The sequence below is a fragment of the Alteromonas sp. S005 genome, assembly GCF_036864475.1.
Classification (GTDB): Bacteria; Pseudomonadota; Gammaproteobacteria; order Enterobacterales; family Alteromonadaceae; genus Alteromonas.
Genome location: NZ_JAZETN010000001.1, coordinates 441,422 through 459,769, shown reverse-complemented (window position 1 = coordinate 459,769; position 18,348 = coordinate 441,422). Strand labels below are relative to the sequence as shown.

Genomic DNA, 18,348 nt, shown 5'->3' with positions numbered 1-18,348 from the left:
CAGTTAAATCCCTGCAATTCGCTTTAAGCAGTCTACAAGAATACAACCCCTATAGGCGAGATACTCAGATTATATCTGAGCTTGTAAAAATTAAGGTGTTCTTCTCAGCCCAACCCGTTTCCCCAAAAATTAGCCTCTTAGGTCGTCTGCTGAATCAAAGCAGCAGCATGCTTAATGGCTTTTCGAATCCTATGATAAGTACCACAGCGGCAGATATTGTCGCTCATAGCTTCATCAATGTCGCGATCGTTGGGATTGGGATTAGACTCCAAGAGTTTGACGGCGGTTAAAATTTGTCCCGCCTGACAAAAACCGCACTGAGCGACATCTTCGTTTATCCATGCTTCTTGCACCGGATGCAGAATATCATCGACCGCAAGCCCTTCAATAGTGGTTAGCGATGCACCCTCCACTTCTTCCATCGGAACAATGCATGGGCGGGCTAGCTCCCCGTCTTTAAAGATAGTGCAAGCGCCACACACGCCAACACCGCAACCATATTTTGGGCCAGTAATACCAAGTCGATCACGCAAGAGATACAGGAGCTCATCGTCGTTTTCAGCGTCGATAGAAACCGGGTTATTGTTAACATTAAATGTAATTTGTGGCATGAATTAACCCTCTGGATAGAAGTCACGAAGTGGAAAACGACGTGGTGCAATACCCGTCGCCCTGGCAAATGCGTTGGCTATCGCCGCTGCCGCCGCAGGCACTACCAACTCGCCTGCACCTCCCGGTGTTTCTCCGTTAGGCGGCATAAAATGCACTTCAATCTTTGGTGGCGTGTTGCGCATTCGAGCAATTTCAAAATCGCCGTAACTGCTCTCGCGTATTGCGCCATTGTCGAGATGTAAACTGGTGCGAATCATGTAGGTAATGGCGTCGGTTGCCGCACCGATAACTTGCGCCTCAAGGCCGGTTGGATTCAATACTCGGTTCACATCTAGCGCAACAACAATCTTAGTGACTTTACTTTCTTTCTCCGGATTTTTGAACGTTTGTAACTCAACAAGCACTGCGGCTCGAGACTTATACTCTTTATGTAACCCGAGGCCCTGGGCCCGTCCTTTTTTCATTCTCCTTCCCCAATTGCCCTTTTGAGAAACTTTTCGCAGAACAGCTTTGGAGCGCTCATCATCAAGCATTTGTAATCTGAACTGGCATTCGTCCTTGTTCATTGCGCGTGCCAATTCGACAACAACTATCTCGTTTGCGACGGCAGCGGTGCCGGAGTAGATGCCGCGCCAAGAGGAGGTTGGCACAACGAATTTTTTTTCGTTTAGCAGCAAGGAAGTTACACCAAACTTATATTGCACTAGTTGCGTTGAGTGCCAGACTGTCTGGCTGAAAGCAGCGGGCGCTAATTCTCCTCCCAATGCAGTAATACCGTCGCCAAAGCCATGTTCGAGATCCAGTTCAGCGGTCGCAGCGCGATGGTCAAACGACAACACTTTTTTGCCAATTAAAAAACCTCTAGTGTAAGTCGCTTTTACGTTATGCAAGCTGAGCGGTCGTGCGCGGCCAAACTTTGTGTCGTCCTGTCGGGTAAACATAAGTTTGATAGGGCGGTTTACAATTTGTGAAATACGCGCGCCTTCAACTGCTGCATCAAAAAATAAGCGACGGCCAAATGAGCCGCCGCTCTGAATTACATTCACCTCAACGTCAGTGGGTAAGACTCCAAGTTCACGCGCAATTTTGGCTTGTGCTGCAAGTGGCGTCTTGGCGCCAGTCCATACCCTGATCTTTGAGCCGGTTGCATCAGCCACTGCTGTCATGGTTTCCATAGGGGCGTGCGCCAAATAAGGAAAGATGAACTCGCCGCCAACCGAATCGGTAGCCAGAGGAATTTTAGGTAAGGTTGGCAGGTTTATCGCTCGTAACTCCTCAATGACCTCGGCGTCAGATAGATGTTCGGCAGCACCCACACTCCATGAAATTTTAAGTGCATCACGCGCACGAAATGCTTCGCCAAAGGAACGCGCAACAACGGCCACGCCAGAGGAATTTGCATCAACATCCAACGGAACTTCTTTGATGGCAAGGACGCCGGGCAGGCCTATTGCCTCAGAATCGTCAAACGTGATCACGCAACCACCTAAGCTGGGTGGCCTAGCGACCACAGTGGGCATCGCGTCTGGTATGTCTAGATCCATCGCGAAATCTAGTTTGCCGGTCACAATATCGCGCGCGTCAGCGCGCTTTTGCCGCGTACCGATAATTTTGTATTGTGACGGATCTTTAGGCTTTGCCAGTCGAGCTGCATCGTTGCGTCCCTCAACACCTGCGGTGAGCTCAGAGTAGGCAATGCGGCTGCCATCGTTATCAATTGCAAAGCCATTTTCTGTACTAATTTCGTTCACAGAAATCCCGAAATGCACTGCGGCTGACAATTTTATCTTATGTAACAGCGCTGCCGCGACCTTGCGCAACGGATCCCAAAGAGAGGTTACGGCGTGAGAGCCCCCTGTAATTTGACCAGTCGCTCGTCTGATTTCTGCCGGTGATAAAGTCGCATCAATGGAGGACATTTCAACGTCCAGCTCTTCGGCAAGAATCATCATTGCAGCAGTTAATATACCTTGCCCTACTTCCATTCTTGGAAGCTCAAAACGGACACGGTTATCACTCGTTATCTTAATTAAATAATCGTAGTAGAAAGGGTCACCAGAGATAAGCAACAGATCTGTTAAATCCAGTTCATCTGCAAGTTCCGGTATTCCTAACAACCGGGCGTTGGCATCCTGAGGACGTATAGCTCCACTAGTTATATGTAACGCAACAGCAAAACTCGAACCCTTAAGCATGTAACCAATAAACTTTCTTCGTCCGGTGTTTTCTAACTCGACAATGTGTTCGTCATCACTACCGGATTGACCATGATTCTGTGAGGAGGAAATCGTCTCTATTTGTTCTGCATGGTTGCTTTTTGTCATAAATTCTCCGTTTCAGATCAAGACCTTCAATCGTTAACTTAAGCTTAAGAAAAGTCGTTTATTTATCGTAGACATTTGCAACTTGCTAAACAAATGTTAACGAGATGCTAACATTGCGTACACTTTATTAAGCATTAATAATAATTAATACTAAAGTAGGGGGATCCCCCTATTGTAATAGCGACTTTACTCACTGCGAACGCGATTTTCTCTACCAAATCAAAAATATAGAAATCTGAGGCAAGGACCGAAGTTTAAGGAAATTTTCCGAATATCCGCTCCTTGTCTAAAGCGCCCCCCCGCCAGATTCAACAGAAGGAGAATCACTCCGCTCTAGAAGCAACCGTTTAAACCCTAGAACTTGGAAAACAAAAAAGGCGAACCAACCGGTTCGCCTTTCAAATCAATCAAGCTCTAGCAGCAGCGCTGCCAAATCAACACCCTATTCCTCAACATAGCTCTCAATACTAGGGCAAGAACAGATCAGGTTGCGGTCGCCATAAACGTCATCAATACGGTTAACCGTTGGCCAGAATTTGTTTCTGTGTACTTCTGGCGCTGGGTACGCTGCTAGCATGCGGTCGTAGCTGCGGTTCCAGTCGCTGTCACAGATATCTGCTAGCGTGTGCGGTGCATTGTGTAGCGGGTTGTCAGTGGCATCCCACTCACCGCTTTCTACTTTCGCAATTTCTTGGCGAATGCTAACCATCGCATTAATGAAACGGTCTAGTTCGTACTTCGCTTCCGACTCTGTTGGCTCAATCATAAGCGTACCCGCTACTGGGAAGCTCATAGTTGGCGCGTGGAAGCCGTAGTCGTTTAGGCGCTTCGCAATATCTAGCTCGGTTACACCGCTTGCTTCTTTAAGCGGGCGAAGGTCAATAATACATTCGTGGGCTACGCGGTCGTTGTTGCCTTTGTAAAGTACTGGGAAGTGCCCTTCTAGCTTCTTCGCTACGTAGTTAGCATTAAGAATAGCGACTTCAGTTGCTTTACGTAAGCCTGCGCTACCCATCATTTTGATGTACATGTAGCTAATAGGCAGAATAGAAGCACTGCCCCATGGTGCTGCCGATACCGCACCACAGTCTTTGCCTGCCGTTTCTACGTTAATAACCGTGTGGTTTGGTAGGAAAGGCGCAAGGTGCGACTTAACACCAATTGGTCCCATACCTGGGCCGCCACCACCGTGTGGAATACAGAAGGTTTTGTGCAGGTTAAGGTGCGATACATCTGAACCAATGAAACCAGGTGACGTAATGCCCACCTGCGCGTTCATGTTCGCGCCGTCCATATAAACCTGGCCGCCGTGCTCGTGAACAATGTCACAAATTTCGCGCACTGTTTCCTCATATACACCATGGGTAGAAGGGTATGTGATCATGGCGCATGATAGGTTCTCGCCTACTTCTTCCGCTTTCTTGCGAAGGTCGTCAAGGTCTACGTTACCGTTAGCGTCACAAGCCACAACTACCACTTTAAGGCTAACCATTTGTGCCGAAGCTGGGTTAGTACCGTGGGCAGAGCTTGGAATTAGGCACACGTTTCTGTGACCTTCGCCACGGCTTTCGTGGTAGCGCTGAATAGCCAATAGACCTGCGTATTCACCTTGTGCACCTGAGTTAGGCTGCATTGAAAGCGCGTCGTAGCCGGTTACGTCAATTAGCCACTCGGCTAGCTCGGCAATCATTTCTTGATAGCCTACTGCTTGATCTAACGGTGCAAACGGGTGAAGCTGACCAAATTCAGCCCATGTTACTGGGATCATCTCAGCCGTTGCGTTTAGCTTCATGGTGCACGAACCCAGTGAAATCATTGAGTGGTTAAGCGCCAAGTCTTTGTTTTCAAGGCTCTTGATGTAACGAAGCATCTCTGTTTCAGAGTGATACTTGTTAAACACTTCGTGCGTTAGGAAGTCGCTAGTACGTACTAAACCTTCAGGAATAGATTTTACGTCTTGCGTCGTTACTTCGGCATCTAGGCCTTCTACTGTTAAGCCGTGCTCTTCACCAAGAAGTACGTCGAATAGCGCAACAATGTCTTCACGTGTTGTAGTTTCGTCTAGCGACACACCTACTGCACCTTCAAGGTCTGCACGCAGGTTCATGCCTTTTGCATATGCTTTTGCTAGTACGTCTTCTTTGTTTTTAACCATTACGGTCAGCGTGTCGAAGTAGGTGCTGTGTTTAAGGGCCACGCCTTTTTCCGCACCTTTCTGGCTAATACCTGTGGCAAGAATGTCGGCAAAGCGGTGAATGCGCTCAGCAATGGTTTTAAGACCTTGCGGGCCGTGGTACACCGCGTAGAAGCTTGCCATGTTGGCTAGCAGTACCTGCGCTGTACAAATGTTCGAGTTCGCTTTTTCACGGCGAATATGTTGTTCACGCGTTTGTAGCGCCATACGAAGTGCTGGGCGACCGCGTGTGTCTTTACTTACACCAATAATACGGCCAGGTAATGAACGTTTGTAGCTGTCGCGTGTTGCAAAGAATGCCGCGTGCGGGCCACCGTAGCCCATAGGTACACCAAAGCGTTGTGCACTACCAAGTGCAACGTCTGCACCTAGTTCGCCTGGCGACTTAAGCATTACCAAGCTCATTAGGTCAGCGGCTACTGCCACAATCCCTTTTTTCGCCTGTACCGCAGCAATGATGTCGCTGATGTCTTTCACTTCACCTGTAGAAGTTGGGTATTGAAGTAGCGCACCAAAAATATCGTGCTCTGCTGCTTCTTCTGCCGCACCTTTGATGATTTCAAAACCAAACATTTCAGCGCGGGTTTCTACCACGTCTACCGTTTGCGGGTGAACGTCGTTTGCAACAAAGAAGGCATTCGCTTTTTTGTTTTTAGATACACGCTTAGCAAGGCCCATGGCTTCTGCAGCCGCTGTACCTTCATCAAGTAATGACGCCGACGCTAGCTCTAGGCCGGTTAGGTCAATGGTCACTTGTTGGAAGTTTAGAATGGCTTCTAAACGACCTTGAGCAATTTCTGGCTGGTAAGGCGTGTACGCTGTATACCAACCTGGGTTTTCTAGCACGTTGCGCAGAATAACGTTCGGTACGTGGGTATCGTAGTAACCCATACCAATGAAAGAACGGTTAATTTTGTTCTTTTGCGCAACCGCTTTTAATTCACTTAATGCTTCAACTTCTGTCGCACCTTCACCACATTTTAGTGGCTCTGGTAGCGCAATACCTGCCGGTACAGTTTGCTCAATTAAATCGTCTAGTGAGCTTGCACCAATAGCAGACAGCATTTCTTCAATTTCACCTTTACCCGGGCCAATGTGACGGCGGATAAATGTATCTTTTTGCTCTAGTTGAGCCAATGTAGGGAAAGTATTCGACATAACGTTGTTAAGCACTCGTAATGGTTGCCGCAAGGGCGCGTTAAATCTTTAAGTTAAAAAGGGGCTGAATTATCTTCATGCCCCTTTTTAAAATATGGTTCTTTCAAAACTGCGTAACGAATTACTCTTCGTCGATGCTGTTTTCGTAGCCTTCAGCGTCTAGTAGACCTTCTACTTCAGCCGCATCATCAGCTTTAATTTTGAATAGCCAACCGTCGCCGTAGGGGTCAGAGTTAACTAGTTCAGGTGAATCTTCTAGGTCTTCGTTTACTTCAACCACTTCACCTGAGATTGGCGCATATACGTCAGATGCTGCTTTTACCGATTCAGCAACACATATGTCGTCACCAGTGCTTACTGCATCGCCAACATCTGGCAATTCAACGAAAACCATGTCGCCAAGTAAGCCTTGTGCGTGCTCAGAAATACCTACAGCGAAAACACCGTCACCTTCAGGGCGAACCCATTCGTGCGTAGCGGCATAGCGTAAATCAGTTGGGATGTTGCTCATAATCGTTCCTGTTATTCTCTGTTAACTTTCGGGGCCTAGAAGCTTTTGGCCTTATAAAACACTTTTTCCATTGCGAACAAAGGAGGGCTTAACCACTTTTACTGTAACCCACTTTTTGCGCATTTCCACTTCTACCGTTTCACCGACATCACTTGGTACTCGTGCCATCGCAATTGAGTGACCTAGAGTTGGAGAGAACGTACCTGAAGTGATAACGCCTTCGCCGCTTTCTGTTTTTACTTTAAGACCATGACGCAGCACGCCTTTTTCAGTCATTACCAAGCCTACTAGCTTGTCGGTACCCGCTTCGCGCTGTGCTTCTAATGCTTTACGCCCTACGAAGTCACGATCAGCCGGTTCCCATGTAATTGTCCAGCCCATGTTAGCCGCTAGTGGCGATACGGTTTCATCCATATCTTGGCCGTACAGGTTCATGCCTGCTTCTAGGCGAAGTGTGTCGCGAGCACCCAGGCCGCATGGCTTAACGCCCGCGTCTAGTAGTGCTTGCCAGAAGCTTTCCGCTTGTTCAGCTGGCACCATAATTTCGTAGCCTGCTTCACCGGTGTAACCTGTGGTTGCAATGAACAAGTCTTCTGCTTGTACACCAAAGAATGGCTTCATGCCCGCTACCGCTTCTTTTTGCGCTGCGCTGAACAAAGTAGCTGCTTTTTCTTTTGCGTTAGGGCCTTGTACGGCAATCATGGCAAATTCAGGGCGCTCGGTGATAGTTACGTCAAAGCCTTCTGCTTTGCTCATTAACCAGTTCATGTCTTTTTCGCGCGTTGCTGAATTAACCACAAGGCGGTAGTTAGTTTCGTCGAAGTGGTAAACAATAAGGTCGTCTACAACACCGCCTTCTTCGTTAAGCATGCCGCTGTATAGCGCTTTGCCTTTGTCTTTTAGTTTTGCCACGTCGTTGGCTAAAAGGTACTGAAGATATGCTTTAGCTTGCGCGCCTTTTACATCAACAATGGTCATGTGAGACACATCAAACATACCCGCGTCTTGACGCACAGCGTGATGCTCTTCAATTTGTGAACCATAGTTAATTGGCATATCCCAGCCGAAGAAATCGACCATTTTCGCACCGGCTTCTAGGTGCTTTGCGTGTAGGGCGGTGGTACTAGACATTCCACTTACTCTTTTTGATTTGAAAGGTAGAAAACGAAATTGAGTATAGTGAGCTAACGTTTATGCAACAAATTGGAAATTTTTATCAATACATTTAAAAAGCAAATGTATTAAACACTGAACATCAGAAATACAAATATTCAGTATAAGTTAAGAGTTAGTGAAGACTCGTCACACTGCCGCAGCTACCTGTCTTTTCTAATATGGCAGCACCGACTTTAATCCGACAGTACTAGTTTTAATGCAGCAGCGCAGACCAACAACAAGAAATGCGCTTAAAAGCGCATTTCTCTAAACAGTTAACCCGTGAGCCACACGGTAAAACACTGGCATTTACCAGCGTTGTTTTTTACAGCCCAATACGGCGTAATAAGCAATAAAGCAGTAGCAAGGTAGCATGATCGCGTAGGCACTTTGACCACCAACTAGCTCACTAGCTCCGCCGTAAACCATGGGCAAAATAGCACCACCTGCAATCCCCATGATAAGCAGTGCCGAACCTTGTGCGGTGTATTTACCTAAGTTATTTAACGCCAGCGGCCAAATTGCAGGCCACACCATGGCATTTGCCAAGCCAAGAAGCGCAATACACGTCACGCTGTTAGGTAGGAAAGGAAGCGATTGCACGCCCGTCCATCCCCACAGCACTTCAGAGATCCCAGTATCAGTGTTTGAGCTCATTAGAATGCACGTAGTGAAAACTACGCCCAATACCGCAGAGCTTAGTAGCGCCGTTTGCTGAGAAATAAATCGAGGAATACAAATAAGGCCTACTGCGTACCCGATAACCATAGCAATCATGGTAAAAGACGTAAGTGTGGTCGCGTTTTCTACGCCAATTGAAGAGCCATACAACCCAATGGTGTCGCCAGCGATGACTTCCACTCCAACGTAGAAGAACAGGCTTATTGCGCCCAATACTAAGTGTGGGAGTTGAAGGATCTTTTTATCTTTATTTGAGGAAAGCGATGCTTCCACAGTTTCGTCTTCAGCTTGCTCATCATTAATGGCTGGCAATGAAAGGCGCATAAATACCAGAGCCAGTACACCCAATGCGATGGCCATTGCAACGTAAGGCTGAATAAGTGAGACTGACATATCGTTAATTAGCGTGGCTTTTGCGTCTTGTGGCATGGCGTTTAACGACTCTTGATTTACGTCAGGCAAACCACTTAACACTAAGCTGGTGAAAACGATAGGAGCCAGCACGCCAGCCGCTTTATTAAGCAGGCCCATAAAGGCAATGCGAGCGGCAGCGCTTTCTTCATTACCCAGGCGAACAATAAACGGGTTTGATGCAGTTTGAAGTATGGTCAAACCGCTACCTACCACAAATTGTGCCAGCAAAAACACGGGGAACATGGCGCTCAGCGCGGCAGGTACAAACAACAAACATCCCACGGCGATAATGCTAAGCCCTAAACTCATGCCCTTCTGGTAGCCTGTTTTTTCGAGGATCTTCGCCATGGGTAGCGCCATGACTACATAAGCGATGTAAAAACAAAAGGCGATAAGCAACGCTTGCATTTCAGTTAGCTCGCACACCATTTGCAAGAACGGAATTAATGCCCCGTTTAACCATGTAATGAAGCCAAAAATGAAAAACAGTAAACCGATACTTAAAATAGGTACAAAGCGCCCCATTCCTGTTGCGTTCGGTATTTGCGACTGAGCTTGTGTTGTCATAGCAAAGATCTCTTATTTATTATTATGTTGTTAGTTAGCGCAAAGGCGTTTAATTCCGTTTTGCCACACTTCTAACAGAGTATTGTCGTTATTTATCACTAAAAAGTTAGCGCGCTTTCCTACCTCTATTTCACCCACCCTATCATGTATTTTGGTGAAGCGTGCTGGCGTTGCGCTTGCCATGGTACTGGCATGTTCTAATGCGATATTGATGTCGTTAATGCTGTTCGTTACTGCGCCGTGCATATCTAAACAGCTACCGGCTAACGTCCCGTCGGGCGTGGTTAACTTGTTACCTTGGCGCGTGATATGAGTATCGAAGAACGCGATGGTATCGTCGCTTGCGCCCACGTGGGCCATGGCGTCAGTCACTAGCATTAATTGATGCGGCCCTTTCACCTTATAAGCCAACTCTACCGCTTTCGGGTGAATGTGATGATGGTCCACAATTATCCCGCACACGCTGTTGTTAAGTAACGCCGCACCCACCATTCCAGGCTCTCTAGAAGTCAGTGCCGACATGGCGTTATAAATATGGGTAAAGCCTGATGCCCCAGCGTCTAATGCATTCTGCACGGTTTCAAACGGTGCGTTTGAGTGCCCTAATGCAACAATAACTCCTTGCCCCACCAAATCTCGGATGATGTCGCAAGGCACGTTTTCAGGCGCAACGGTGATAAGGACTTGCCCAATATCTCTTCGGGTATAGGTTGCCAGTTCACGATCTGAAAGTGCGCGAATATAGCGCGGCAAGTGCACGCCTTTTTTCTCAACAGAAAGGTGCGGCCCTTCAAAATGAACCCCCTCAACACTGGGGTGCGCCTGTGATATGGCCTCGCTTACCGCATCTGCCGCTTGCTCAATGGTGTCTATATCGTCGGTAATAAGCGTTGGAAACAATGTAGTGGTGCCGTATTCCAAGTGCGCTTTGGCCATCACATTTATGCTTTCAAGCGTGGGAGCATGATTAAACATCGCGCCCCCGCCACCATTTACTTGCGTGTCAATGTAGCCTGGAATAACTGCACCACGTATGCGCTCGTTGATTGTCGCCGTTGTGTCTTTCTTAAAGTAAGAAAGAGGTGCAATGTCAGCTATTACACCCTTTTCAATACTCAGCACCTGATTATGCTGCCAGGCACCGTTCATCAGCACCTTTTCAGCCAGAATAATGGTCTTCATTGGGTTTTCGTTACCTTGTTTAATCCGGGTGGCGTATCTGGGTTCAAACCTAATTCAACGGCAATTTTCTCTATATCCAGATAGAAGCGTTGCATTAGTAAAAGTGCGTCCAGCCTTGGGTGTGAAGACGTTACTCCGCCTTGCAGGTCAATACACTCACCGCCACGGGATCTAACATCTTGCACCATGTTTTGATGAAAAGGTGCGCTCTCATCTTCTATGTTTAACGAAATAAGCTTTAGCTTTTTCTCAACTAACGTCACTGGGCCATGGATGAACTCTGCGCTGCTAAACGCTTCGGCGTGTATACCCAATACTTCTTTTAGCTTAAGCGCCACTTCTCGCCCAACCGCATAGCCAAAGCCACGCCCTAAAACAATGGTGTTTCGCGTATTTTCAAGATGGGCTTTTGTTAGCTGACACGGCGCATTAATCACCGCTTCTAGCTGCGAAGGCATGGCTTTTAGCGCATTAAATAGCGAGGTACTTCCGCTCCAACGGGCACACAAATGAAGAAGCGCCGACAGCGTTGCTAAAAAGCTCTTAGTAGCCGCTACCGCTTTTTCTTCCCCGGCAGATAAAGGAATAACGGCATCAGCCAGCTCGGCTAATGGCGACGTTTCATCATTCACGAAGGCAACCGTAAACGCCCCGCCGTTTTTGGCCGACTCGGTTTGCTTTAGTATGTCTGGGCTGCGACCAGATTGAGAGATGATAAAAGCTACCGCCCCCTTCAAATTCAATTGGCGTTCAAATATGCCTGCTATTGAAAGAGCGGCACTGCACACTGGAACACCCATTTCTGTTTCAAATAGATACTTTCCAAACACGCCGGCATGATCTGACGAGCCGCGACCAATAATGTAAATTAAGTTAGGATTTAGTTGCTGTAATCTACCCGCTAACTGACTTATCGCTTCATCATTCTTATCTAACTGCTGCGCAATAACTGACGGAAACTCTCTGGCTTCTTTTGCCATTATAGATAAACTCATTTCTCACCTTCTTTGTGATTAAACGCGGCTTTTGCATGATAAATAGCACCTTGCTGCGGCGTTGCTTTGCAGGGTACTAAACGCGCTTTGATGGATTCTGAAAAATAGGCTGAATAAACATTGCTAAGCCCACCTATCATGGCTAAACAATGGTTGTGATTAGCAAGAAGTCGCTTTGCCATACGCTCAATGTAAACGGCACCCTCTTCAAAAAGTGCAGTAACCTTGTTTTGCTTTGTGTATAGCAAAGGCAGCATACGTTCTACCAAGGCGGCATAGTGATGGGTGTTAAATTCCGCACATTTCGCTACGATTTCTTGGGTGCAAGATGATTGCAGGGCGTTACACACTTCTGCTGCAAGTTCATCCTTTTCTTCCAACTCATCTAAACACAATAGCGTGTGCTGAACGGCCTTTAAGCCTAGCCAAGCCCCACTGGCTTTGTCGCCAATAGGAAACCCGTGCCCACCAACATCTTGAAAAGATTCATCTTGCCACATGGTGCCCGATGAACCCGTACCAATAATTATCGCTGCTCCCGGATTTCCATTGTGTGCTCCAACGCATGCGGCATGTAAGTCGCTCAACACGTGTAACGAATGAAACGGGTGCTGCCATTGTTCAAACTGTTGTTTCGCAGATTCAATGTTTGCGCCAGCTAGACCGGCGCCTACCACGCACTGCGACAGCGAAATTTGCTCAGATGTGTTGGCGTTCCCTGCGTTCGAAATAGCGATATTAATCGCATCTACTATCGACGCTTTAGCTAAATCGCTATCGCGCATAATATTGGCGGGGCCACTTACACCCTCACCCAAGACATTTCCGTCAATGTCTTCTAATCGTGCTCGGCACTTGGTGCCACCACCGTCTATGCCAATAAAAAATAAATCAGAGCTCATTTAAACATCTCAGTATAGATAAATGCATAGATGCACTTGGTAAAAACATGACAACGCTGTCATTTTGACCAATAAAAACAGGCACTTACAGCTGCACCTGTCGACTCATTTGCTGTGTTCCCGCAATTCTAGCGCGTATAGTTACGATCCCCTTCACTTTAACAGGAGCAGTAAAGGTATCCCACTTATTATCTGAAGTTAAGTACTCCATCGTAAGACCAGACACTGGCTTTATATGTAACTTACCATTGTTAATTACCGCTGCTGGCGTAGGTACACGCACATTCACTCCCTGCTGCACTAGCGCGGGTGCATGGCGGTTATATAACGCTAACTCAAACGCTTGCCAGTCGCTTACCTGCCGGTTTACTAAACCGCCTTTTTCATGAAGTGCTTTCGCGTTTTGTTGCCATTGTGCGTAATGCCAGGCCCGCTCAGCCAAAGCCAATAGTCTGGGGAATACCATATATTCCAAGGCGTCTTTATTCACGGTGACTTCTGACCATAGCTGCCCCTGAATACCGATTACTGATGATGTGTCGGCCTCAGCTGAACTGCTGTAACTGTGGCCCATACGGTCGGTCCATAACTCGGCATGAAGCGGCAGCTGTTCGGGAATAAACGAAAATACTTTTTCGGTATCGGTTGCCCGTGAACCCCAGTAATAGCCAGGCTCATAAGGATTGCTTTGGTAAGGAAAGTCAAAATAAAGCACGTCTGGAAACGAAAGTACTACCGGAATATTTTCCTTGGCAAAGTGCGATACTGTTTTCTCCCCACCCGCAGCAAGAAGATGCCAAACGTTGGTATACGCGCTGCTGTTATCCAGTGTATTTACGGCTTTTTCCATGCCATCGCTCCAGCCACCAATTGCTATATCGTGCTTTTGCGCAATTTTCTGCACTTCGGTAACAAAAGCCGGCAGTATTTCATCTGCCTTTTGACCTTTCAAAGCGCATACAGGAGATGCCACCCAAGCACCGGCGGTTTCATCGGCGCCAACATGGAAGTGCGTCAACGGAACGCTGGCCTTTTCATGCAGTGATTTCACAGAAGTAAGTACGGTTTCGATAAAATGATAACTGCTATCTAAACAGGGGTTTATAGTGTTATCTGAATAGAATTGAACGCTTTCATATTGGGTTTTATCTTCTTTATCTACCAATAAAAATTCATTTGCAGCCTCTGAGTTACCCTCTGCCATAAGCCGCTGGTAGCGCGCATTCATAGCAACAATCGCTGCGCGGGCATGGCCAGGCATATCAAGCGACGGAATAACTTCAATACCGCGCGCGTGCGCCATTGTTAAAATATCAATGTAGTCTTGCTGCGTAAGAAAGCCGTTACCTGTAGCACTTTTAAAAGGCCCGCTTCCTAGCTGAGGAAGCAAGCATTGTGTTTCAGACAAATCGTGGCACCGAAACGCCCCAATTTCGGTAAGTTCGGGCAAAGCATCGATAGCTAATCTCCAGCCCTCGTCATCACTTAGGTGAAGGTGTAGCTTATTGAGCTTGTAGGTAAACATTTGGCGAACAACAGATTCAATCGCGGCTTTTCCCGGAAAGTGGCGAGCAATATCTAAGTGCATTCCGCGAAATTCGAATCGTGGCGAGTCTGCAATTTCAGTTATAGGAAAGCGGCCTTGATCAAATATTTGCATTAGCGTTAGCAAACCATAGTTAGCACTAATGTTATCGTTGGCAATTATCGTGGCGCTTTGCTCTGTTATGCTAAGCGCATAGCCTTCTTTTGCGCTTGTTGTTGCGGGTTCATTTGCAAGGGCGTTCGTATCGTGAGCGCGGCGAATAATAACCTTAAGCGGTAAGCCTGTTTTCTGGTTAGTCAGGCCAAAATAGGCCATTTGCTCAATGGCTGGGGTAAGCATGTCTTGGTCAGACCTATCTATATTAATGCCAGCGGCAGCAATAAATTTACCCGAATCATCTCTTTGACTTACGTTGGGAATAACACGGTTCTGGACATCATCTGAAATTAGCGCTGAATCGCCCTTATTGTATAAATACGCGCTGTCCATAAGCGGTGTATTGTCGTTTTCAGTACGTTTGTACTGGGCTTGTTTGTTCCACAAGCCAGTGTGTTGATTAATGAGTAAATTACTTCCCGGCTCTTTCACACGGGTTGTGGAGGCCACCACCACCGGTGATAAAGCAGGGTAAGTTAAGTAATAGTTCGGCATTGCGTCCGAGCGAGAGGCGTGCCAAAAGGGCGCAGATAGCGTTACCTTAATTTGATCACTTGCGTTCATCTTTTCTTCGAACGTTAGGCGGTGCAGGTCACCGTTTATATGCTCAATGCGAATTGCATTTTTTGAGTTATACCCGCGAATAGGCGCAATATGACTAAAGTAAAGCGACGTATAGGCTTCAATGGGGGTTGCCATGGTTGCTATCGTAAGCTCTGACGAAAAGCAGTCGCCTTTTGGAATATGTACCCGGCACAAACTATCGTCCACATTACTTAATACTTCGTAATGTATATCAAGGCTTTCTCCTAGCGCATTCAAGCTGGCTTGCTGTAGCGAAGGCGTTTCAGCCATTGCCGAAGCGCTACTCACTAGCAGTAACGATAAGCTCAAACATGCTTTGAAAAAATTTGTCGAATTGCGGATCACGTCGCACATCCTTAAATCACAATTTCAGAGTAAAACGAGGGTAAAGCAAACGCCTTACCCTATGCTAAGTGAAGATAGTGAACACACGAACTATCTTCACATACTAGCAACTAGAACTTCATGCTAGCGCCAATGAAGAAACGGCGTCCATTAGCACTTTGCGTTCCACCAAGTCGCTTACCGTCACTGCTTCGAACGTAGTAGTTCTCCCAGATTTCGTCGGTAAGGTTAAGGGCTTCAGCTTTAAGTGTAATAGCTTCTGTCACGTTCCAGCTTACCTGCGCATCAAGCTGTGACTGTTCGTCGCGGTACTGATCGCCAATTTCAGCTTGGGCAATAAAGTACTCAGAGCGGTAGTTGTAGTTTAAGCGCGCGCTGTAAAGATCAGTTTCGTAGAACACACCTACGTTAAACGAGTCTTTTGACGTGTTCGGGAAGCTTACTGAGCGCGTTGCGATAGTAGCACCAATGATGTTGCCGTCATCGTCTGTAACGGCAACCGCTTCATCTACTTGTGCGTCGGCCACATCAGTGTAGGTGTAGTTAGCGTAGCCACCGAAACCGTTGTCGAACACATGCTGAATTTGCATTTCGATACCGTCGATAGAGGTTGAACCGCCATTCTCTGGCGTTCTTAGCTGATTGATTTGCTGACCATCAATTTCACGAGATACGGTTTTGGTAAAAATAAAGTCGTTAATATCTTTCTTGAACACCGTTACCGCGGCTACCGACGATTCGCTAAAGTACCATTCTGCACCCACTTCAAATTGGTTAGCAGTTAGCGGGTTAAGCTGCGGGTTACCAGCAGAGCCAGAGCTAGTTTCAGGCGTTAAGTTTACCGCAGGTGCTAATTGAAACGGTGCTGGACGAGTAAGCACGCGTGCTGCCGCCATACGTAGTAACACATCTTCAGATAAGTCGTACGACAAGTTGATGCTTGGCAGCCATTCGTTGTAACCACCGTCAAACGCTACCGCTTCGCCTGTTGTTAGGTCGTAACCGTTCGATGTTGAATCGGTCTCAACGTAACGCATACCCACATTACCTCTGAAACCATCGCCACTAAATTTCGCCATGGCGTAAAGTGCAGTAATATCTTCTTCTATCTCAAATGAAGATTCATCTAAGAATTCATTGGTACGGCGGCAAAGTATAGTAGTGTCATCAGCACATTCGGCTACGCTATATAATGCGTTGTACATGCTGTCTTTGTCAGGGAAGAAATAGCTGGCAGCCACGCCGTTGGTGTTGTCGTGAGACACGTTAATCATGTCGCCATTCCAAAACGATGACGCGGGGCCAAGGCTACCTTCACCCACCGGCGCTAAATTGGCCAAGTCAGTTCTGTAGCGAGATTGCGCAAAGCTACGATCGCGACGCTTAATACCCGTTTTGATTTCGGTTACTGCACCCCAGTCTACTGAATGCTCGTAATCAAACTGGATATAGTTTTCTTTATCTTCCGTTGCATTTAGCTGGTCGAATATTCCTCCCAACCACATTTCATCCGTTGGGTTAGCTAGCCATGGGCTTGCCGTTGTAAAATCGATATACGGGTTGTCGCCACCTGGGTTGTAAAAATCGATGGCTGCACGCGGGTCGTTTGCGCTAGCCCAAAATTCAGTAAAGAAATCTCGGTTTTCGCCTTCACCGGTAGTTGTACCTAACTGGAAGTGCAACTTGCCATCACCCATTAGGTAGTGCCCCTCAATATCTACAATCTCGGTAGACATTTCAGAACCATCGCGGAAGATGTTGTCATACGCCATAAAGCGCGCCCACTCAGGGCGGTTATCTACACCCATCATGCTAAGCGACTCTACTACGTTGTCGCTGCTCACCGTACCCGGGCTGGTGTCAGTACCCGTGTACGCCACACCGCGAAACGGAATACCAATTAAGTTAGAGTTTACGTTGTCAGCTTTAAGCGTTGACGATAAATAGTGGACAGACACATCGAAGTCGTCGGTAGGTGCCCATTGGGCAGTTACATCAAAACCAACGCGCTCACGATCTTGCTTAAACAACGCTGAGCCCATCCCCCATGGAATAGCGCCTTTTTGTGAAGCGCCAACAGGAGCTTCAATAAGTGGGTCGATACGAGGAATGCTAGGGCCGAACCAGCCGAAGTCTTCGTTAGTTTCACGCTCTACCGTTCTTTCTTGATAAGAGCCTGAGAAAAGAATACCAAAGGTTTCGTCATCGTTTTTCCAGCTGTACAAACCAGATAGCGTTGGGTCAAGTGAATCGGCGATATCACCATACTGGCCTTCTACCGAGATTTGTCCAGAATTAGCGTCAAGGTCGAACGGTTTACGTGTTTTCAGAATTACCGTTCCGCCCAATGCGCCTTCATCGATGTCTGCCTGAGACGACTTGTACACTTCTAAACCTGCAATCATTTCTGACGCTAAAATTTCGAAGTTAAAGTTACGGGTTGCGTCTGATAACACAAACCACTGACCGGTTCCCACGGCTTGACCGTTCACTAGGGTCAAGTTTTGGTCTGGCTGAACGCCGCGTATAGTTACTCCTTGCCCTTCACCAAAATCGCGGTCGATGGTAATACCCGGAACACGGGCTAGTGTTTCTGCCACGTTTTTATCGGGGAACTTACCAATGTCTTCAGCAGTGATAGCGTCAACAATGGCGTTAGAAAAACGCTTTGCATTGATGTTGGCCTTTTGGCTTCCGCGGATCCCTGTGACTTCGATGATTTCAGTTTCACCTGCTTCCTGTGCTACCGCAATAGGTGCTGAAATACTTGTTAATGCGCCCATAGCTATGGCGAGGCGAACACTTCTTGTTAGTTTATGTTGTTGGTTTTTGAACATTGTATTTACCTTCTCTCAGCCAAAAATGACAACGCTGTCATTTATTGAAATAATAAAATGACAGGCGTTGTTGTGGGGTACAGCTTTTTGATGACAACGCTGTCATTGAATGTTAACTTACATGACACAATGTAAGGCTGCAATTAATTTTTTAACAAAAAAGTAATACAAGCTTCTTAATTGT

Annotated in this window: 11 protein-coding genes; all 11 read right to left on the bottom strand. The window is 47.1% G+C overall.

The genetic code is table 11. The features are described from left to right. Positions 1 to 137: 137 nt before the first annotated feature. The gene (locus V7R55_RS01905) at positions 138 to 611 is read right to left on the bottom strand and encodes a (2Fe-2S)-binding protein (protein ID WP_131136857.1); all 474 of its coding nucleotides are present in this window, start codon (positions 609 to 611) and stop codon (positions 138 to 140) included. A gap of 3 nt (positions 612 to 614) precedes the next feature. After that, positions 615 to 2,807 (bottom strand): molybdopterin cofactor-binding domain-containing protein, encoded by a 2,193-nt coding sequence (locus V7R55_RS01900; RefSeq protein ID WP_334056838.1) that lies wholly within the window; start codon positions 2,805 to 2,807, stop codon positions 615 to 617. A 571-nt stretch (positions 2,808 to 3,378) separates the two neighbouring features. Then, complete coding sequence (gene gcvP, locus V7R55_RS01895; RefSeq protein ID WP_334056837.1) at positions 3,379 to 6,288, bottom strand: aminomethyl-transferring glycine dehydrogenase; 2,910 nt, start codon at positions 6,286 to 6,288, stop codon at positions 3,379 to 3,381. A 121-nt stretch (positions 6,289 to 6,409) separates the two neighbouring features. Then, positions 6,410 to 6,799, bottom strand: a complete 390-nt coding sequence (gcvH, locus tag V7R55_RS01890) for a glycine cleavage system protein GcvH (RefSeq protein WP_334056834.1) — start codon at positions 6,797 to 6,799, stop codon at positions 6,410 to 6,412. A 51-nt stretch (positions 6,800 to 6,850) separates the two neighbouring features. After that, entirely contained in the window at positions 6,851 to 7,930 is a 1,080-nt protein-coding gene (gcvT, locus tag V7R55_RS01885) for a glycine cleavage system aminomethyltransferase GcvT (protein WP_014950361.1), read from the bottom strand. A 333-nt stretch (positions 7,931 to 8,263) separates the two neighbouring features. Beyond that, positions 8,264 to 9,616: a sugar MFS transporter gene (locus V7R55_RS01880; RefSeq protein ID WP_334056832.1), complete on the bottom strand. Its 1,353-nt coding sequence runs from the start codon at positions 9,614 to 9,616 to the stop codon at positions 8,264 to 8,266. A gap of 30 nt (positions 9,617 to 9,646) precedes the next feature. Continuing rightward, positions 9,647 to 10,798 carry an N-acetylglucosamine-6-phosphate deacetylase gene (gene nagA, locus V7R55_RS01875; protein ID WP_334056830.1) on the bottom strand — a complete coding sequence of 384 codons (1,152 nt, stop codon included), beginning with the start codon at positions 10,796 to 10,798 and terminating at the stop codon, positions 9,647 to 9,649. Then, a complete protein-coding gene (gene nagB-II, locus V7R55_RS01870) occupies positions 10,795 to 11,793 on the bottom strand; it encodes a glucosamine-6-phosphate deaminase NagB-II (RefSeq protein ID WP_334056828.1) in 999 nt (332 codons plus the stop codon). The genes nagA and nagB-II overlap by 4 nt, the downstream gene beginning before the upstream one ends. Continuing rightward, positions 11,790 to 12,695 (bottom strand): BadF/BadG/BcrA/BcrD ATPase family protein, encoded by a 906-nt coding sequence (locus V7R55_RS01865; RefSeq protein WP_334056827.1) that lies wholly within the window; start codon positions 12,693 to 12,695, stop codon positions 11,790 to 11,792. The genes nagB-II and V7R55_RS01865 overlap by 4 nt, the downstream gene beginning before the upstream one ends. Positions 12,696 to 12,780: 85 nt before the next feature. Next, positions 12,781 to 15,336 (bottom strand): family 20 glycosylhydrolase, encoded by a 2,556-nt coding sequence (locus tag V7R55_RS01860; protein ID WP_334056825.1) that lies wholly within the window; start codon positions 15,334 to 15,336, stop codon positions 12,781 to 12,783. Between the two features lie 101 nt (positions 15,337 to 15,437). Next, positions 15,438 to 18,164 carry a TonB-dependent receptor gene (locus V7R55_RS01855; protein ID WP_334056823.1) on the bottom strand — a complete coding sequence of 909 codons (2,727 nt, stop codon included), beginning with the start codon at positions 18,162 to 18,164 and terminating at the stop codon, positions 15,438 to 15,440. Positions 18,165 to 18,348: the final 184 nt, after the last annotated feature.